This is a genomic window from Lysinibacillus sp. EB271-A1-10B, assembly GCF_058791335.1.
Genome location: NZ_JBYTDL010000001.1, coordinates 3,403 through 22,573, shown reverse-complemented (window position 1 = coordinate 22,573; position 19,171 = coordinate 3,403). Strand labels below are relative to the sequence as shown.

Sequence of the window (19,171 nt, the reverse complement as noted above, 5' to 3'; positions counted from 1 at the left end):
AAACACATGTGCAACTTGTTGAATGAAGCAATATCCCTCTAAATAAGGATTGTAGGCTAAATTGCCCGAAAACTTTCTAAAATGGGGTGCAATGTATCACATGATGGAACGATGTGAAAAGGGAGAGATGCACATGCATTTATATGGAACACAAGCGATTTCTGAAGATGGTCATTTAACGATTGGACAGGTAGATACATTAGAGCTTGCAAAAGAATATGGTACACCTTTATTTGTGTATGATACAGCACTTATTCGTAAGCGTGCACGCGGCTTTATAGATACGTTTAAAAAACTAGGTGTAAAAGCAGAAGTAGCTTATGCTTCAAAAGCATTTGCATGTGTAGCTGTGTACCAATTAGCGGCAGAAGAAAATCTATCTTTAGATGTTGTCTCTGGTGGAGAATTATTTACAGCTTTAAAAGCTGGATTCCCTCCGGAGCGCATTCATTTCCACGGTAATAATAAAAGCATTGCTGAACTAGAATTAGCATTTGACTCAAAAATCGGTTGTATTGTCGTGGATAACTTCTATGAAATTCAACTTTTACAAGAAATTTCAGAGCGCCGTCAGCAAAAAATGCGTATTTTACTACGTGTCACACCAGGTGTGGAGGCACATACGCATGATTTCATTACGACAGGTCAAGCGGATTCAAAATTTGGCTTCGACTTAAATAATGGTCAAGCAGATGAAGCTTTCCAACAAACTTTTAAGCATGAATACCTAGAACTTCTAGGATTACACTGCCATATTGGCTCTCAAATTTTTGACACAGCGGGCTTTGGCTTAGCAGGAGAAAAACTAATTGATAAAATTTCGGATTGGAACAAGACTCACGATTTTACGTGTACTGTGTTAAACTTAGGTGGGGGCTTCGGAATTCGTTATACAGAGGAAGATGCACCGCTTGAGCCACAAGTATATGTAGAGGATATGATTACAGTTGTAAAGACTAAAGCGACTGTACTTGGTCTAACGATGCCAGAAATTTGGATTGAACCAGGGCGATCACTTGTAGGGGATGCAGGAACATCTCTTTATACAATTGGTTCACAAAAAACAGTACCTAATGTTCGTAAATATATTGCTGTCGATGGTGGTATGAGTGATAATATCCGTCCGGCTTTATATGATGCGAAGTACGAAGCGGTCATTGCGAGTAAAGCAGATGAATCGAAAAGTGAAACATATACAGTGGCTGGTAAACTTTGTGAATCAGGTGATAAATTAATTATTGATGCTAAGCTTCAGGAAGCAGCTTCTGGTGATGTGCTAGCAATCTTCTGTACTGGTGCGTATGGATATTCTATGGCGAGTAACTACAATCGTGTGCCACGACCAGCAGTTGTATTTGTAGAAGATGGCAAACATCAATTAGCAATTCGACGCGAAAGTTATGAAGATATTGTACAAAACGATCTCCCGCTAACGTTAAAAAAGGGTGAGTAAATATGAGAAAAAACAAATGGGTATTACTAGCGTCCATTTCAACTTTTATTTTGTTGTGGGGCGTTGTCTATTGGGTATTGGCGTCTAAAGGTATTCTCGGACCTGGTTCGTAAGACAGAAATGGACTTGCGGTAAAAGTACAAATCGTGTAGGATAATCAAAGATTATGTACAGCTAGAAAATGAGGGAATAGACAAATATGTTAATTCGATATAAGAAAGCTTTCGAGAAAATAGCAATGGGGCTACTCTCGTTTATGCCTAACGAAAAAGACATAAAAAAGCTCAAAGAGACAATCCACTCCTATGAAAATGATAATAATTGGGTTTTATATTTATGGAAAAAGAACGACGAGTATGTTGGCATTGTTGGACTTGTAACACACAATGATAATATAGCTACGATTCAACATGTTTCCGTTGTCCCTTCTTATAGAGGTGAAGGTGTTGCGAAGGAAATGCTACAGGAAGTGGCAGAACTTGGTCAGTATGAAAGTGTGCTTGCAACGGAGGAAACACGTAATATTGTTCACAAATGTATAAATTGTATCGATGGAGAAGCAGACGATCATTGACGTCTGCTTTTTCTTTGTTTGCTTTCTTGACGCTCCGCAAGAATATGTGAGCGATCTCGAAGCATATGTTTATGAAGAAGATAGTTAGAGCTACTTGATGGTAAAATCTTCATGCGAGCAAATACTAATTCCTCCAATGTAGGTGAAAGAGGAAGCTGAAATGCTTGAAAGGACTTGCCCTTCTGGGTAGCAGAAAGTGCATCTGCTAGTTGAGTTAGTAGTATTTCGTAGTCAATTTCATCAAAAAATAAATGTCCCTTATTATATTGGAAATTTTTGAGTGCTTTTTCTAATATTCTCGCAGCGCCAATATAATTGTTACGTCGCCAATGATATAAACCGGTTGCAAGCTGTACGTATCCAACGAGTGGGTGCTTTTTATCGCCTGGAGCAATATCTTTCCAGTATTCTTCAAGGACTTCATGGCATTCAAAAAAATCGTGATTACCATTGAAAAAAGAACAGTAGTCGATAAATAAAGTATGGTGCTGTGGATGCATTTTAGACTCCTTTCTACTATACTAAAAGAACATATAATCTCAGGGTGGTAAAACAATGTCTTATGAAGTGAAATTAGAAGCCTTTTCAGGGCCTCTTGATTTATTATTACATTTAATTAACAGATTGGAAATTGATATTTATGATATTCCAATGGCAGAAATTACTCAACAATATATCGACCATATACATGCTATGCAAGTACTGGAGTTAAATGAGGCTAGTGAATATTTAGTGATGGCAGCAACATTATTGGCTATTAAAAGTCGTATGCTTTTGCCAATCCATGAAGGTGAGCTTGACGAAGCTGAATTAGAAGTCGACGGTCCAGACCCTCGTGAAGAACTAGTAATACGTTTAATAGAGTATAAGAAATATAAAGAAGCAGCAAGTAGCCTGCAAGAGCTTGAAACAGATCGGGCACAGGTATTTACACGGCCACCAGCAGATTTATCTGGATTAGCTTCAGATGAGCAAATGGCGTTATTTGATTTGAACGTCAACATTTATGACATGCTTGGAGCCTTTCAAAAACTAATGCGTCGAAAAAAATTAAAAAAACCACTAAAGACAACTGTTGCAAGACAGGAACGCTCTGTGAAAGATCAAATGCGTTCGGTTGTCGATTCATTACGATTTACTGGTGGACGTGCATCATTTTTTGAGCTATTTCCCTATGAAGATAAGCCAACACTTATTCTGACGTTTTTATCTATTCTTGAATTGATGAAACGTCAGGTAGTCATCGTAGAGCAAGATGGTAACTTTGAAGAATTAACAGTTACATTACAGAAGGAGGAATGGGATGATGACGAAAACAATGATGCTACAGAGTAGAATAGAATCCTTATTATTTGTTGTTGGAGACGATGGTTTAACTATTAAACAATTATCACAACTTTTAGTAGAACCGGAAGAGATAGTCGTAGAGAAAATGGAAGCATTGAAAACGACCTATGAAGAAGATGGATCTAGAGGAATAACGGTAAAAGAAATAGCTGGCGTTTATCAGCTTATAACAAAACCTGAACTAGCAGATACGATACAAAGATTAGTAGAAAATCCAACTGCTCAATCATTATCTCAAGCTTCACTTGAAGTATTGGCGATCGTGGCATACAAACAGCCAATTACGCGTGTAACAATTGAAGATTTACGTGGTGTGAAATGTGAAAGACCAATACAGACTCTCGCTTCTAGGGGGTTAATTAAGGAAGTGGGTCGCTCAGAAGGGACAGGACGTGCAATCTTATATGGTACAACGAAAGAATTCTTAAACTACTTTGGTTTAAATAGTATAGAAGAAATGCCGTCTTTACCTGAAGATGAGCTAGTTGAAGCAGAGCAAGAAACAGATTTATTTATGACTAAATTCCAGGAAACCTTCAGTGGAGTAAAGTAAAAAGTTCGGAATGAGTTATAGGTATAAAGCTTAGCTTGAAACATAAATATAATCTATATTTTCCTATTACTTTTAATAAGGAGTGGCTCGTTGCAACGGTTAGTACGTTTAATATTGTTCATGATAGTCGTGGTAATGTTAATGCTTCCACAAACCAGTTTGGCTCGAGGTGGTAGCGGATATGCTGTCTTAGATGGTGATACGGGTCGTGTTTTATATGAATCTAATAGCGACGCCCGGTTACCAATTGCAAGCTTAACAAAAATGTGGACAGCACTCGTTGTTATTGAAAATAGCAATCTTCAAGATGACGTGGTTATTTCACCAAAGGCTGCAACGTCTGAGGGCTCGTCTATTTACTTGCAGGCAGGGGAAAAAGTAACGGTAGAAACACTGTTATATGGTTTGATGCTACGGTCAGGAAATGACGCTGCAACAGCTTTAGCAGAGCATGTTGGAGGATCGGTAGAAGGGTTTGTAAAGTTAATGAATGAACGGGCTGTTGTTGCTGGCCTCACAAATACAGTATTTATGAACCCGTCTGGCTTGCATCATGATGAGCATTTATCGTCAGCGAGAGATACTGCTGAAATGTTGAGAATAGCTCTTCAAAATAAAACTTTCAAGAAGATTGCCTCCACAGTGTTATATCGTGCCAATACTGAAAACGGGATGTTATGGGAAAATAAGCACCGTTTAGTACGAGAAGGATCTGGGGTTGCTATCGAAATAGACGATGAGACACAACCTGTCAGTGCATTAAAAACAGCAAAAGGTTCAGCATTTGCCGGGAAAACAGGCTTTACAAAGGTAGCTGGGCGGACACTTGCAACCGCCTTCCAAAAGGACGGGCAAACGTGTATTGTTGTCACACTGAATGAATCCGATGATTGGAATATGCATCGGAGTTTAGCTAACAAGGTTTGGGGAGATTACAGCCTTGAGACAGTAGTGAAAAAAGGAAAATATAAAGTTAATAAAAACCTATCTATTCGCTTAGAGCAACCGATTCGTTTGCAATTAAATAAAGAAGAAAAAGAAAGTGTAAGGCAAGTATTGCATGTTTCTAGAAAACGTATGGAAGGTGTACTATCCATCTTTATCGGTGAAGAGCGTATTTATGCAGTGCCAGTAAAAGTTGAATCAGCGGATCGTTAAAAGCGATACGCTGATTTTTTTATGAGATAACGTTTGTGTGTCAATGCCAGTACCTTTCCGTTATATTGCGATAGCGTTCGAAATCATTTTGATTTATTTAACAAATGAGAAATAATCAGGTAAAATAAATTCGGGTGGTTTTGATTTAAGATTCTGAATTTTTGAATATCGATGAAGGGGGATAAGTATGTATGATGACTATATCAAACAGTAGACAATATCAAATAGGGGTCATAATAATTTTATTCTTGTCTAGCTTTATTGCTCCTGTTATTTTCTTATATCCTGTTCAAGAGTTGTTCTTTAGACCTAAGGAATCCTATTTCTTTGATCCTTTTTTCACAGCCTATATTATATTGATGGTAGTAATGATCATGTTAGCGGTCACGTTATTAGTCAATTTTTTAGTAGAACCTAAAACGAAAAAAAGGATGATTATTCAACGAGGACTTGTGGGAACATCGTTTATAATTGCTGGCGCATTCATATTTTTGTGTATTAATAACTATCAATACATTGATACAAAAGGACTTCATATGAATCATCTTTTTAGTTTGCAAGAAGATTATATAAGCTGGGAAGATATTGTGAAGGTTGAACAGACTATTGTAGAAAAGAATGGTGTGAGTGCACCAGAAAAATTGATTTTCTCATTACAAGATGGTTCAACAATTGAACTATCTTTTTCAGGAAAGCTATCAAGTGCGAAGCAATTTATTAATAAAGAATTAAGTACATATGGGCTTAGAATTGAAAATAAATATAGTGAAACCTAGAAATTATGAAAAGCTGCCCAAATTGGGTAGCTTTTATGTTTTATAAAGATTTCAAAGCCGATAGCAAATTGAATGGGGAGGCTTGGTTAAAATTAGAATACGCCAAAAGTTAGGATGACATTTGTTAAAACTTATTACTTTCTTCATTCTGCAGAATACTCCTACCATTGAACGTGGTTCTCTTTCAATGGGGACCAGACACCAATAGAAATAGAGGAACTCAGTGTAAGAACGTCACGTCCTGTGGCATTACTAAAATGACCGACATCGTGTCGCCCTGTCATGCAGTCCTGGGGACAATTCAAAATCCGGTCACATCAAGGAAAGCACCCGGTCGGAACGAAAATCAACCTATACTATGCAGAGGACCCTTAAAATTTAAGTGCAAATTATCCAGAAATTAGTTGATAAAAACAATTTCAAATAATTTAAATACTTACGCATAATTAGTTTTTCTTTAATAATGCATAAAAGTATGACATAATTTTCACAGATTAGCGGGAAAAATAACCTTATTCATATTAGTCGAATGAGGTTTAAATTTTGGTGACTAAAACCAAGGTGAATGAAAATTAGAGGTGAAAGAATGGAAAGATTACAGAAGGTTATTGCGTATGCTGGTGTGGCGTCTAGACGTAAGGCAGAACAATTAATTGTAGAAGGTAAAGTAAAAGTGAACGGAGTCGTAGTGCGTGAGTTAGGTACAAAGGTGTCAAACTCAGATACGATAGAAGTAGAAGGCGTGAAGCTTGAGAAAGAGGATAAGGTTTATTACTTGTTATATAAACCACGTGGAACGATATCAGCTGTAACAGACGACAAAGGACGCAAAACTGTCACAGATTTGTTTAAGCATATCCCACAACGAATTTTCCCAGTTGGTCGTCTCGATTATGATACATCTGGCTTGTTGTTATTAACAAATGATGGTGAATTTTCTTATATGCTGACACATCCGAAGTTTAAAATCGACAAAACATATATTGCTCGTGTTAAAGGTGTTCCGACGATTGATGGCTTAAAAAAGCTTCAACGTGGAATCAAACTAGAAGATGGTAAAACAGCTCCAGCAAAAGTAAGTATGACTTCATTTGATGAAAACGCGGGTAAGGCAATTTGTGAAATTACTATTCACGAAGGACGAAATCGTCAAGTACGTCGTATGTTTGAGGCAATAGGTACACCTGTTGTTAAACTTAAACGTGAACGCTTTGCCTTTTTAGATTTATTCGGACTAGCTCCGGGAGAATATCGTGAATTATCAAAGCATGAAGTGAAGCAATTGCGAGTGCTAGCAGAGACAGGACAAATCGGATAATTAGCATTTTCTAAGAGAAAGTGAAATACTTCTATGTGTAATAGTAATGTTTTCACTTTCTTATTAGTGAAATCGTTCATAAATCATTCATAATTATTAGCTAAGCGTTTGTGTTTCCTTTTGCTATAATAGGTGAGAATAGTGCACCTAAATTAGTTTTCATCCTGATGAAATCGGTTCCACAAATTATCAGGTGGTGTTTGACGCGCAAGTGAATGACAAATATAAAAATTGACAAACATAATAAATGGTATAAATTAGACGGTAAAAACTATACATATGAATGTTTGTAGGAAAAGCTTTGCGTCAATAGGGATTATTCTAAGCCGAAATTGATAGGGGGTTTATTAACTTGGAGAAAAAGAAAAAACGTCTCGTCATTCGTACCATTATTTTGGCAGTCTTAGTCTTAGCGATTGGTTATACGGTATACGGAACAGCGACAAAAGATAAAGTAGAGTTAATAGCAGTAGGCTCTAAAGCACCAGACTTCACGTTAGTAGATTTAAACGGTGAGAAACATAAGCTATCTGATTATAAGGGGCAGGGCGTATTTTTGAACTTCTGGGGAACTTGGTGTAAGCCTTGTGAAAAGGAAATGCCTGCAATGGATCGTCAGTATAAAGTTTTTAAAGATCAGGGTGTACAAACATTAGCGGTCAATATTGCCCAAACTGATTTTGAAGTACAGAATTTTGTCGATAGATATGAGTTAACGTTCCCGGTAGTTATTGACAAAACGAAAAGCGTCATGACTGCCTATAATGTAGGTAATTTACCAGCAACTCTCCTTATTGATCCAGATGGTAAAGTAGCCAAAATCATTACTGGTGAAATGACGGAGGCAAAAATTGCTTCGTACATGGAATTAGTGAAGCCAAAATAAGGAGTAATGACTATGGAAAACATCATTTGTGCTTGTGGTCATAGTAACCCATATGGCACGAAGCTTTGTGAGAAATGTGGTCGTCCTTTAACTGAGGAAGGTAAACAGACAAAAGTTGTTGATATGCGTTACGATGGAACGGCAATTCGTTCAAAAACGTATAATACAACATTTGTTGACAAAATTTGGAATTTCTTCTCGAGTGTAAAAGTGGGGATTGCCCTCATTATTATAACGTTGGTCGCAGCGTCAATCGGAACAATTCTACCGCAAGCGATATATGTTAATGCCCCGGAGCCTAGTAAAGCAGAGTATTATGAAAAAGTGTATGGTGTATTAGGCAAACTCTATAATAATTTAGGACTTTCTCATTTATACAACACTTGGTGGTTCCAAATTTTAGTAGGTATGCTTGCGATATCGATTATTGTTGCGAGTTTAGACCGAGGGTTACCTTTGCATAAGTCTTTAAAAAATCAACGCGTTAAACGTCATGAAAGTTTCATGAAACGCCAACGGATCATTGCGGAAGGGCAAGTGCCAAACGCTGATGAAACGCTTGATAAAGTTGAGCAAAAAATGTCCGAATTAAAATACCGTGTTCGTCGTGATGGAAGTGCACTGCTAGCAGAGCGCGGTCGCTTCGCTCGATATGGCCCATACATAAATCATGTCGGTCTCATTATTTTTTTAACAGGTGTTATGTTGCGCTTAGTACCTGGTTTTTATGTGGATGAGACGATTTGGATCCGTGAAGGTGAAACACGAGCTATACCAGGTATGGATGGGTATTTTATTAAAAATAATAAATTTATTTTGGAAACCCATGGCGAAAAGCAACAAGGCGGGGAAGCGAGCCAAGGTGTAAATGTTATGGCGAAGAACTATCAAACGGATATAACATTATACAAACAACCTGAGGGAGCTCTTCCAGGAGATTCAGACAACCTTGAAAAATTGAGAGATTATTCAATTCGTGTTAATCATCCGTTAAAAGAAAACGGTTTTGCGTTGTATCAAATGAATTATCGTCTTAATGAATTGAGACAGATGAATTTTAATTTAGTGAATAAAGCTTCTGAAGAATCACAAGGTCAAATTGAAATTGATTTAACGAATCCTAAAAAACAATATGATTTAGGAGATGGTTCCTCAGTACAAATTCTTGTTTATACACCAGATTTTGATGGTTTTGAAAATGGGGAGCCACAGACAAAAACATCAATACCAAATAATCCGGCATTTTTATTTAGAATGACAACACCAGAAACGCCAGAAGGTGAAGTAAGCTTTGTAGAAATCAGAAAGCCACCACTTGAACCACTTGGTGAAAACAAATATAGAATGAAATTCGCAGGAGCAGAGATGCGTAATTCATCAAACTTTACAATTCGTAAAGATAGTACGATACCAATTTTATTTGTTGGTGGTGTTATTTTCATGATTGGTGTAGTAATTGGCTCATATTGGAATCATAGACGTTTATGGTTACAGGTGGATCCGGATGGTCGAGTGTTGATGGCTGCTCATGTGAATAAAAATATGTTTAGTATGAAAAAGGATTTAGATTCAGTCACTACGTTTGCTGGTCTACCACCATATAGAGATCAGTTGGATAAGCCTGAAGATGACAACAAATCCGCAAAGCCAGGCACTAAAGAAAAGGAAGGTGACAACACCTTATGAGTTTGATTGACATAAGTGGAAACCTATTATTTGTAGCATTCATAGCCTACCTAGTTGCAACTTTATTGTTTGGTGGTTCGATAAAGCAATCGAATGCAACTGGGAAAAATACCGATAAATGGGGCAAAGTGGCAATTATTGTCACAATTATTGGTTTACTTTCGCAGCTTGGTTATTTTATTACTCGTTGGGTTTATTCAGGACATGCACCTGTTAGTAATATGTTTGAATTTACGACTGCGTTCGGAATGTTCATTGTTGGGGCATTCGTATTGATTTATTTTATTTATCGAGTGACAGCTCTAGGATTAGTAGCATTGCCTGTGGCGATTTTAATAATTGCCTATGCGTCGATGTTTCCGAGTGAAGTTAGTCCTTTAGTGCCGTCTTTACAAAGTTACTGGTTAACAATTCATGTTATTACAGCTGCTTTAGGTCAATCAATTTTAGCGATTAGTGCGGTAGCAGGACTAATTTATTTATTAAAAGTAGTTGATTTAAAGAAGCCTTCTAAACAACGTTTCTGGTTAGAAGCGGTAATGTTCTTCCTTGTGGTAGTCGTTGGTTTCGTAGTTGCTACATCAGTATTTAATATGATGGATTACGATTCAACATATACTTATTTAGATAAAGAAGGAAATGAACGTCAAATTGACTACAACATGCCGCCACTATTTGGTATGAATGAATATAAGGCAGTGGAAGAACATGGTATGTCTCCGTTAGTAGAAATGCCTGCGCTCATTAATGCGAAGAAATTAACTACAGTTGTTTGGTCATTATTGGTAGGGTCTATTATATACTTATTAATTCGATTAATTGCAAGACGTCGAATTAGTGCGATTTTCCAACCTTTTGTCAAACGAGTAAATTTACAATTAGTTGATGAAATTGGTTATCGTTCAGTAATAATTGGCTTCCCAGTATTTACGTTAGGGGCTCTAATCTTTGCAATGATTTGGGCACAACTTGCGTGGAGTCGTTTCTGGGGATGGGACCCGAAGGAAGTGTGGGCACTTATTACATGGTTATTCTATGCAGCATTCCTACACTTACGTTTATCAAAAGGCTGGGAAGGTGAAAAATCTGCATGGTTAGCATTAATTGGTTTTGGAATAATCTTATTTAACTTAATTGCTGTTAACTTGATTCTTGCAGGTTTACACTCATACGCTTCAGCTTAAATTGTTTAACTTGAGCAAATAAATTTTTAACGTCGCTAGTATTAGAAAGAAGAGCCTTCTTGCTGTGGCAAGAAGGCTTTCTTTTCTTTTCAATATGTGTCGTACGATGTACAATAGAAGGTAGAGAAAGATTAGAAGAGAGGGATCGTGAAAGTGTCAGAAAATATTTCAGTATTAGTAGTAGATGACGAGGACCGTATTCGACGCTTATTAAAAATGTATTTAGAGCGAGAAGGATACCTTGTTGACGAAGCAGAAAATGGTGAACAAGCGATCGAAAAATCTTTAGAAAAAGAGTATCACTGTATTTTACTTGATATTATGATGCCTGAAAAAGATGGGCTTGAAGTTTGTGCGGAAATCCGTGAACGAGCAGCAACACCAATTATTTTATTAACTGCAAAAGGCGAGGAAGCGAATCGTGTACAAGGCTTTGAGCTTGGCGCAGATGATTATATTGTAAAACCGTTTAGTCCTCGTGAAGTTGTGTTACGTGTGAAGGCTATATTACGCCGTTCACAAGCATTCTCACCTTCGACAAATGCTTCTTCTTCAAAAGATTTAGTTGTGTTTCAACATTTAATGATTGATCATGATGCACACCGTGTAACAGCAGAAGGCATTGAAGTAAATTTAACACCTAAAGAGTATGAATTACTTTATTTCTTAGCAAAATCACCAGACAAAGTATTTGACCGTGAACAATTACTAAAAGAAGTTTGGCATTATGATTTCTTTGGTGACTTACGTACAGTTGACACACATGTAAAACGTTTACGTGAAAAGCTCAACCGTGTTTCAGAAAACGCTGCAAAGATGATTGTTACTGTATGGGGCGTTGGCTACAAATTTGAGGTTGTCAATGAATAGAATATGGAATAGTGTTGTCGGGAAGCTATGGGTAACCATATTGCTTCTCGTTTCATTTGTATTATTTGTTTTCACGATTTTAATGCTTGAGTTTCTTCAAAATTACCATATGCAACAAGCGGAAAGCTCCTTGCGTCAAACTGCTGCAACGATTGCAAGTATAGTGGATGATAATGAAACAGCAAAATCGACTTCTGAATTATTAAAAGATATTTTACCTGAAAGTACAAATGCACTTATTGCTATTAATCATGATAGAGTCTCTTTTGCAATGCAGGAAGGTGTCAATAAAAAAGAAATTCAGGATATGATTTTAGCCAATAAATCGTTTCATGAAGTTTTTCAATCAGATAAACCAATTATTAAGGAAATGATGATGCCGTCTTCCGCAGACGAAGAAAAAATGGAATCTTATGTTGTGCTAGGTTTCCCGCTAAATGTAGAAAATACAGTCCACGGGGCTGTCTTTATTTATCAAAGTCCAGATGCATTGCATAAAACATCGAAAGAGACGACGAAAATTGTCTTTTTATCTGCTTTCATTGCCTTTGTGCTGACAACATTTTTTGCGTTTTTCCTTTCGTCACGTATTACGTCACCATTACGTAAAATGCGTGAGTTAGCGTTTGAAATTTCTAAAGGGAATTTTGAAGCGAAGATGCCGACTACGCAAAATGATGAAATAGGCCAGCTTGCAGTTGCCTTCAATCAAATGGGACGTCAATTGAAACATAATCTAGAAGTGATCAATCAAGAAAATGAACAGCTTTCAAATATTTTAACATCGATGACAGATGCAGTTATAACGTTTAATCGTGATCGTACAATATTATTAAGTAATCCACCAGCGGACCGTTTAATGCAAAAATGGTTCGTCAATAAAGGCTCACAAAGTGCAAAGCCAATTCCCCCAGAGCTTTACCATATGCTTGATCATGTACTGATGTTTGAGGATAAGCTTGAAGAAGAAATTGAGATGGATGGAAATTACTATACGTTTACGATTAGCCCTCTTTATAGTGAGGAATCGATACGTGGAGCGGTCGCAGTTATTCGTGATATGACTGAGCAGCATCGCTTAGAAAAACTGCGTTCAGACTTTATTGCCAATGTGTCTCATGAGCTACGGACGCCGATTTCGATGCTCCAAGGGTATTCAGAGGCATTAATGGATGATGATTTTATTCAAGATCAAGAAGAACGAAATGAGATTACAAAAATTATTTATGATGAATCGAAGCGTATGGGACGCCTCGTGACAGATTTATTAGACCTTGCTCGTATGGAATCGGGGCATATGACGCTTTACAAAGATGAGCTTCCGGTTAATTCAACATTTGAACGTATTACACAAAAATTTGCACAAGTTGCAAAAGAGAAACATGTTCGACTAATATTTGACAGTGAGTTTAATGACGATGTTACGATTAGTATAGATGAGGATCGGATTGAACAAGTATTAACGAATTTAGTCGATAATGCTCTTCGTCATACAGCTGAAGGATCAGTAACCGTGAAGGTTGAGCAAGAGCCGACCTTTGCCAAAATATCTGTCCAGGATACAGGACATGGTATTCCACAAGAGGACCTGCCATATGTTTTTGAACGTTTCTATAAAGCAGATAAAGCACGTACGCGTTCTAAAGGTGGAACTGGCCTAGGATTAGCTATTGCTAGAAATATAGTCAAGGCACATTCAGGCAATATTATGGTAGATAGTGTGCTAAAAGAGGGGACTACTTTCACGTTTTATTTACCATTCGATTAAAAGCATCGCTATTAACTGCTTACAGCAAATGAATGAGGATTTAAGTTACTTTTCAGCGGGTGCCAAAGCATACGCTGTAATAGAGAACTCAGTGTAAGAACGCCACGTCCTGTGGCAATTTATCTGTGCGAAAGCGAAGCGACAACAACAAAAGTTTTCTGTGCGACAGCAACACACGACTGAGTGATACATCACGTTAGCCCAAAGCCAATTTCTGACCAATTATGCCTAGGTATCATTGATAAATTGGTGTTAATTGGATGTAACTTCTGTGAACGTTTAAACGACAAATATAAATAGAACGGGGGTGGAGTGCTTTGAATGACTCCGTGTTCCATCGATTATACGATGCATATCATCAAGACGTGTTCCAGTTTCTTATTTATTTAGTAAAAAACCGTACACTTGCTGAGGATTTAGCACATGAGGTTTATGTTCGCGTATTGCGCTCATATGATAAATTCGCAGGCAATAGCAGCGAAAAAACATGGCTTTTTGCTATTGCTAAAAATGTCGCTATTGATCATTTTAGAAAGCAGGCTGTACGCCAAAAACATTCACTTGATTTTTTTGATTGGGAAACGGAACAGCTGCATTCAACCACACCATTACCCGAAGACGTGCTGCAGGCGAATGATGAATTTATGGAAGTTCAATCAGCACTTGAACACTGTACAGGTGACCAAAAAATGGTCATTATTATGCGCTACTTTCAAGAGTTATCGATTGCGGAAACAGCACAAATATTAGATTGGACAGAAGCGAAGGTAAAAACCACGCAACATCGCGCCATAAAATTTTTAAAGCAACAGCTACAACAGGTTAGAGAACGGGAGGCGAAACGGTAATGACAGGTAATCCATTCGATGATGACCAACTGGAACATATATTGAATAATGCCCCTAAGCTTTCTGACCGCCGTTCGAAAGAAGAAATATTAAATCGATTATTGGCAGATGCTCGCTTGCAGGATTCTGTCCATCTTCAAGCTATACAACAACCAATTGATGATGAAATAACATCACAAGAGCAAGACAATACGGAACAGACAATAAAGAAAGAAGGTCGTAAATGGCCAATCTTTATGAGTGTTGCAGCTGTCTTCGCTTTAACAGTACTTACAGGCTCTATGTTCATGAATAATCATGATACAAAAATGGATCAGGCCAATGCTCCTGAAACTTCTCAATATTCAACAATGCAGGAAGATCGTGCAGCAAAAAGCTCTATGCATGATAATATTATGGAGTCTAACATAGTAGCGGAACAATCGCGGATCATGTCTCTGCGATCATCTGTATATGAAGATGATTTAACAGATGCAGTAGCATTCCATATTGGTTTGGCAAATCGTGATAAGGAAAGTGTACCGATGACGTATATTATTCCAAATGAACGAGTGGCTACTGATTTCGGGAAGAAAAAGCCTACAACATTACAAATGTATGAAAAGTATGCGCCACAAATTGATGAGGAAGCAAATGGTTTTACTAATTACCATCCGTATAAAGGAGAATTGAAGGAGAAGGGCGATCAACTGGTTCATGTATTGCCGAAGCAAAATGATTATGATGTTGCTGCTAAAGATTCTGGAGAATATGTAGGGACTATACAGGATACATTTTCAGACTCGGAGTATAAAGATATTGAATATGAAAATCTTAATGGTGCAGAATCCGAGCTTTCCAATGAAGAAGGGACTAGTAATTCTATGGCATTAACGAGCTCAAACCATTTTAATTATTATTTATATAAAGATGAAAATGGAGTTGAATATTTATCACCCGATTCTCGTAAAACTTTTTCCACTGTAACAGAAGCTCTTATTGATATGCGAGCTAAAAAAGATAATGCATACGTTCCAGTCATACCGGAAAATATAATATACACTGTAAAAGAGGTAGCAGAAGGTGTTATTGTTACATTTGACGTGCCGCTTGATTTAACGACAATGGACGTGATTCGTGCAACCCAATTAATTGAAGCAATGATGCTAACTGCTGCAAGCTTTGATCAACAAGTACGTCTAGACAATGTTGTACAGGAGAGTTGGGAAGGATTTGATTTGAAAAATTTCTTACCAAAGCCTGTAGGAGCCAATAAACGATATATGCCATAAATTGTGAAACAACAAATAAATGAACGCGATTTTATAAGTGAATTTTTTGGAGCATTCTCGCCGCTGTACGTGCGTGAATGCTCTTGTTAGTTTAGAGGTAGCAAGACATCAAAGATTAGGGGAAGGTCAATGGCTGGTAAAAGCCCGATTGGCGAAGAATAATAATCAATCGGGATGAAGTAAACACTTATCTTTTAAAGATGGGGCTATTGCGGGTATTTGTAAAACATACAAGTTTAATCGGAATTTTTTAAGCAAAGTTATTTACTTTTCCTTCAAAATTCATTATAGTAAGGCTATGAAACAAAAAAATATTGATTCATCTTCGGGGCAGGGTGAAAATCCCGACCGGCGGTAATAGAGTTGTAAATCGCTAATGTCTTTCATTAGCTCGAATAATTTACTAAAAACTCTTTAGCCCGCGACCTGTGCAAATTTTTTTTGCATGGCTGACTTGGTGTAATTCCAAGGCCGACAGTTAAAGTCTGGATGGGAGAAGATGGAGGTACGATCGTCATTCATTGTTATGAATTTAGCTATGTGCGAGCGTTTTTTCGTTGTGGATTTACGCAGCGTAAACTCAACAATAGTTAATTAATGGCGTTTCTTTAATCATGCCTATTCTCCCTTATGCTTATTTTGCATAAGGGTTTTTTCATAATAAGAATTGATGAGGTCGTAACCTTTCTTCTTGCGAGATTGAATCAGCAAAGAGGAGAGAGTTTACTATGAAGAAAAATGTTAAACTTCAATCGTTTATTACGATTGGCATGCTGAGCAGTATTTCGTTTTTGTTAATGCTTTTTAATTTCCCTATTCCGCCATTTCCAGCATTTTTGGAAGTAGACTTCAGTGATATGCCAGCATTGCTTGCGGCGATCACTATGGGACCTGTAGCAGGTATTTTAGTAGAATTCTTTAAAAATGTGTTGGATTGGATATTCTCAGGTACGCCAACAGGAGTACCGGTAGGCCATATCGCGAACTTTGTAACAGGTATTTTATTTATTTTACCAGTTAGCTTTATTTTTAATCGTTTCAAAACAGTTAAAGGTCTTGTTGGAGGTTTAGCGGCTGGAACAATCATAATGGCAGTAGGAATGAGCATTCTTAACTATGCAGTATTTTTACCTATGTACACTTACTTTTTAGGTATGGAGCCTGTCGTAGGCGATTCACTATATAAAATGATCGTAGCTGGTATTTTGCCATTTAACATTATTAAGGGTATTTTAATAACGTTCATCATGGCATTACTATTTACAACAATGCGCAAATGGATTTATCAACAGCGCTCTATGTATATGAGTTAATTTCGTGAAAAAAGTATGATTTAGGATAGTGTTCAAGTAATGACACCTTATTGGACTGTTAAAGTCTAGGAGGTGTCTTTTTTGTTGCTTAAATTTGCAATTGCAGATTTTTTAGATGAGAAAGAGTTACAGAATTTAAGCAAGAATACATTAGATGGATATAGAATATTTTTTCGTGAATTCAAACGCTGGTCTACTGAAAACGAGGTATTAGATGCTTCAGATGTCACACATGCCCATATTAAAAGTTACTTATTATATTGTAAAAATGAACGAGGGAATAATCCAACTACGAATACTAGCCCTATGAGCAACGATAGCAATAGAAACGACTTGTAAGGTCATATTAATGCTTAGGGCGGTCATAGGGCTTGTATGAGTATTTAGTCGTTACTATACTGTAGTGCATTTAATAGTGTGACCCTCAAATTCATCTTCCAATAGTTATATAAATGCAGAGGGTTTCATTTCAAGTGCCTGAGCTAATAAAAAATTAGTAGTGATGATTGGTTGCTTGCTTGATATTTCGCTCAAACACGAATGAGAAAAAGGTATGTTGATTGATGTGCAACCATTGAAAACTAAACAGGAAGTAAATGAGCTGATTGAAGCTCTAGGCATGACAGAGCAAGGCGAGGTGAGTGAGTATGCTAAACGCAATCAACTTTTGTTCAAACTAGGTATCTCAACAGGCTTACGTTGTGGTGACTTAGTCTCCCTAAAGGTTGAACAGGTCAAAGGGAAAAGCTCTTTCAAGATTCGTGAGGGCAAAACTAAGAAAGAGCGTACAGTGTACCTAAACAACTTGATGGCTGATATTGCAGACTACATTGACACACTACCAACAGACACAGTTTACTTATTCCATAGTCGCAAAGGTGAAGGACATATTACAACTACACAAGCCTACCGTATCATTGCCAAAGCAGGTGACATGATAGGGAATCAGTCCATTGGTACACATACTATGCGTAAGACGTTTGGCTATACATACTACCAAGCAACAAAAGACGTAGCCACACTAATGGAGATCTACAATCACAGCTCGCAGAAAACAACTTTACGCTACATTGGAATTACTGAAAAAGCCATTGAGAACAGCATAAAAAGTGTATCTTTCTTCTAAGTTGTTAGGTGAATCCTAGAGTGTACCTGAACGTAACCTTATTAATTTATCCTTTGATTTATTAGGCTTTTTATCACATCATTATTGCTCGTAGGAAGGCTGCAAAATTTAGATATTAATGAGCTATGTGAAGCTGATATGAACGTGTCTGATGGCTTGTGTGAGGTCTTAGGAGAGCTGTGACAAGTCGAGTTGACACATAGGTCAGAGAAGGACAAGGGCGTGTCAAATGGATGATTGGAGCGCTACAGCGTGTGGGAGTATAGAGGGGGTACTTTCCGATATTTTGATGTTGTTGAATGAAGAATAGGAGCTACCTACTACACGCACACCAAAAGGTAAATGAAATCATAGGAGAGACAAATGAATTTGTGTATATGATTCTACGAAAGGAACGATTAAACTACAAGTTTATGCCGTTTTTAGATTTGAATACTTTACTATGAGATTAAAATTATTGAACCCTAAAAGGCTAAGGGAACTGTTATAGTTCTCTTTTTTGCTGTCCTAAGAATTGTGAAAATCTAATTATACTTTGTGAGAAATTTGTTTAATTTTTGTTATCACTGGAGAAATAAATGGTTATTTTTATTCATCTATAGTTCAATATAAGAACTATGCTTTATCAAAAATGGTTTTATTTTACTGAAATATGTATTAAAATACATATAATGATATATTTGATATTTTGATTTGAATAGGAGTGGTCAAATGGATACTTTTTTTGCCCTATTATTCTTTGCTAGCAGTATAGCAATTATTGTATTTTTAGTAATAGCTCTAGTGAATAAAATAGGAAAGAAAGAAAGCTCCAAAAAGAGTTTACGTAATGCGGGTATTTCTTTCGTAATTGCAAGTGTTTCCTTTATTGTTTTTGGAGTAACTTCTGATTCTTCTACGGAAAAGGAACAAGAAAAGCAAGAAGCAGTAGAAGTAAGAGCAGAGGCAGAAGCGAAGGCTAAAGCAGAGGCAGAAGCGAAGGCTAAAGCAGAGGCAGAAGCGAAGGCTAAAGCAGAGGCAGAAGCGAAGGCTAAAGCAGA

The 19,171-nt window shown here is 37.2% G+C and carries 18 protein-coding genes, 1 pseudogene and 1 riboswitch; of the genes and pseudogenes, 18 read left to right on the top strand and 1 reads right to left on the bottom strand.

Translation table 11 applies throughout. The features are described 5' to 3' along the window. The first annotated feature begins 133 nt into the window (after nt 1-133). Together lysA and AC3WSK_RS00105 are read left to right on the top strand one after the other, a co-directional pair. Entirely contained in the window at nt 134-1,453 is a 1,320-nt protein-coding gene (gene lysA, locus AC3WSK_RS00110; protein ID WP_427482732.1) for a diaminopimelate decarboxylase, read from the top strand. Between the two features lie 199 nt (nt 1,454-1,652). Beyond that, nucleotides 1,653-2,027 (top strand): GNAT family N-acetyltransferase, encoded by a 375-nt coding sequence (locus AC3WSK_RS00105; RefSeq protein WP_492411342.1) that lies wholly within the window; start codon nt 1,653-1,655, stop codon nt 2,025-2,027. Here the strand turns inward: AC3WSK_RS00105 and AC3WSK_RS00100 are convergent. Beyond that, a complete protein-coding gene (locus tag AC3WSK_RS00100; protein ID WP_492411340.1) occupies nt 2,021-2,527 on the bottom strand; it encodes a DUF309 domain-containing protein in 507 nt (168 codons plus the stop codon). The two genes, AC3WSK_RS00105 and AC3WSK_RS00100, sit on opposite strands and share 7 nt — an antisense overlap. A gap of 55 nt (nt 2,528-2,582) precedes the next feature. Between AC3WSK_RS00100 and AC3WSK_RS00095 the strand changes: the two genes are divergently transcribed. From AC3WSK_RS00095 to AC3WSK_RS00020, 16 genes and pseudogenes are all read left to right on the top strand, one after another. Continuing rightward, nucleotides 2,583-3,362, top strand: a complete 780-nt coding sequence (locus AC3WSK_RS00095; protein WP_079560728.1) for a segregation/condensation protein A — start codon at nt 2,583-2,585, stop codon at nt 3,360-3,362. Next, the gene (gene scpB / locus AC3WSK_RS00090) at nt 3,334-3,927 is read left to right on the top strand and encodes an SMC-Scp complex subunit ScpB (RefSeq protein WP_427482770.1); all 594 of its coding nucleotides are present in this window, start codon (nt 3,334-3,336) and stop codon (nt 3,925-3,927) included. Before AC3WSK_RS00095 ends, scpB begins: the two co-directional genes overlap by 29 nt. 90 nt (nt 3,928-4,017) lie before the next feature. Then, a complete protein-coding gene (locus AC3WSK_RS00085; protein WP_427482738.1) occupies nt 4,018-5,085 on the top strand; it encodes a D-alanyl-D-alanine carboxypeptidase family protein in 1,068 nt (355 codons plus the stop codon). Nucleotides 5,086-5,276: 191 nt separating this feature from the next. Continuing rightward, nucleotides 5,277-5,861, top strand: a complete 585-nt coding sequence (locus AC3WSK_RS00080; protein ID WP_492411337.1) for a hypothetical protein — start codon at nt 5,277-5,279, stop codon at nt 5,859-5,861. A 586-nt stretch (nt 5,862-6,447) separates the two neighbouring features. Continuing rightward, on the top strand, nt 6,448-7,179 hold the full coding sequence (locus AC3WSK_RS00075) for a pseudouridine synthase (RefSeq protein WP_079560737.1): 732 nt from the start codon (nt 6,448-6,450) through the stop codon (nt 7,177-7,179). A gap of 352 nt (nt 7,180-7,531) precedes the next feature. Then, entirely contained in the window at nt 7,532-8,065 is a 534-nt protein-coding gene (gene resA / locus AC3WSK_RS00070; protein ID WP_079560739.1) for a thiol-disulfide oxidoreductase ResA, read from the top strand. A 12-nt stretch (nt 8,066-8,077) separates the two neighbouring features. Beyond that, nucleotides 8,078-9,751, top strand: coding sequence for a cytochrome c biogenesis protein ResB (gene resB / locus AC3WSK_RS00065; RefSeq protein ID WP_079560742.1), 1,674 nt, complete (start codon nt 8,078-8,080; stop codon nt 9,749-9,751). Further along, nucleotides 9,748-10,935, top strand: coding sequence for a c-type cytochrome biogenesis protein CcsB (ccsB, locus tag AC3WSK_RS00060; RefSeq protein ID WP_079560743.1), 1,188 nt, complete (start codon nt 9,748-9,750; stop codon nt 10,933-10,935). Before resB ends, ccsB begins: the two co-directional genes overlap by 4 nt. A 153-nt stretch (nt 10,936-11,088) precedes the next feature. Then, entirely contained in the window at nt 11,089-11,805 is a 717-nt protein-coding gene (locus AC3WSK_RS00055; protein WP_049668637.1) for a response regulator transcription factor, read from the top strand. Then, entirely contained in the window at nt 11,798-13,573 is a 1,776-nt protein-coding gene (locus tag AC3WSK_RS00050; protein ID WP_079560745.1) for an ATP-binding protein, read from the top strand. The genes AC3WSK_RS00055 and AC3WSK_RS00050 overlap by 8 nt, the downstream gene beginning before the upstream one ends. Before the next feature lie 317 nt (nt 13,574-13,890). After that, the gene (gene sigX / locus AC3WSK_RS00045) at nt 13,891-14,421 is read left to right on the top strand and encodes an RNA polymerase sigma factor SigX (RefSeq protein WP_079560748.1); all 531 of its coding nucleotides are present in this window, start codon (nt 13,891-13,893) and stop codon (nt 14,419-14,421) included. Continuing rightward, nucleotides 14,421-15,692: an RNA polymerase subunit sigma gene (locus tag AC3WSK_RS00040; RefSeq protein ID WP_492411333.1), complete on the top strand. Its 1,272-nt coding sequence runs from the start codon at nt 14,421-14,423 to the stop codon at nt 15,690-15,692. Before sigX ends, AC3WSK_RS00040 begins: the two co-directional genes overlap by 1 nt. A 317-nt stretch (nt 15,693-16,009) precedes the next feature. After that, a riboswitch (FMN riboswitch) is annotated at nt 16,010-16,197 on the top strand. A 223-nt stretch (nt 16,198-16,420) separates the two neighbouring features. Next, nucleotides 16,421-17,005, top strand: a complete 585-nt coding sequence (locus tag AC3WSK_RS00035) for an ECF transporter S component (protein ID WP_079560753.1) — start codon at nt 16,421-16,423, stop codon at nt 17,003-17,005. Nucleotides 17,006-17,086: 81 nt separating this feature from the next. Then, a complete protein-coding gene (locus tag AC3WSK_RS00030; RefSeq protein ID WP_492411331.1) occupies nt 17,087-17,344 on the top strand; it encodes a hypothetical protein in 258 nt (85 codons plus the stop codon). 214 nt (nt 17,345-17,558) lie between these two features. Beyond that, on the top strand, nt 17,559-18,131 hold the full coding sequence (locus AC3WSK_RS00025; RefSeq protein WP_492411329.1) for a tyrosine-type recombinase/integrase: 573 nt from the start codon (nt 17,559-17,561) through the stop codon (nt 18,129-18,131). 711 nt (nt 18,132-18,842) lie between these two features. Next, a pseudogene (locus tag AC3WSK_RS00020) lies at nt 18,843-19,171 on the top strand (hypothetical protein); the annotation flags it as partial.

Coding starts and splice junctions, on each gene's coding strand:
- lysA (WP_427482732.1), top strand. CDS start 134: ATGCATTTATATGGAACACAAGCGATTTCTGAAGATGGTCATTTAACG.
- AC3WSK_RS00105 (WP_492411342.1), top strand. CDS start 1,653: ATGTTAATTCGATATAAGAAAGCTTTCGAGAAAATAGCAATGGGGCTA.
- AC3WSK_RS00100 (WP_492411340.1), bottom strand. CDS start 2,527: ATGCATCCACAGCACCATACTTTATTTATCGACTACTGTTCTTTTTTC.
- AC3WSK_RS00095 (WP_079560728.1), top strand. CDS start 2,583: ATGTCTTATGAAGTGAAATTAGAAGCCTTTTCAGGGCCTCTTGATTTA.
- scpB (WP_427482770.1), top strand. CDS start 3,334: ATGACGAAAACAATGATGCTACAGAGTAGAATAGAATCCTTATTATTT.
- AC3WSK_RS00080 (WP_492411337.1), top strand. CDS start 5,277: ATGATGACTATATCAAACAGTAGACAATATCAAATAGGGGTCATAATA.
- AC3WSK_RS00075 (WP_079560737.1), top strand. CDS start 6,448: ATGGAAAGATTACAGAAGGTTATTGCGTATGCTGGTGTGGCGTCTAGA.
- resB (WP_079560742.1), top strand. CDS start 8,078: ATGGAAAACATCATTTGTGCTTGTGGTCATAGTAACCCATATGGCACG.
- ccsB (WP_079560743.1), top strand. CDS start 9,748: ATGAGTTTGATTGACATAAGTGGAAACCTATTATTTGTAGCATTCATA.
- AC3WSK_RS00050 (WP_079560745.1), top strand. CDS start 11,798: ATGAATAGAATATGGAATAGTGTTGTCGGGAAGCTATGGGTAACCATA.
- AC3WSK_RS00040 (WP_492411333.1), top strand. CDS start 14,421: ATGACAGGTAATCCATTCGATGATGACCAACTGGAACATATATTGAAT.
- AC3WSK_RS00035 (WP_079560753.1), top strand. CDS start 16,421: ATGAAGAAAAATGTTAAACTTCAATCGTTTATTACGATTGGCATGCTG.
- AC3WSK_RS00025 (WP_492411329.1), top strand. CDS start 17,559: ATGTTGATTGATGTGCAACCATTGAAAACTAAACAGGAAGTAAATGAG.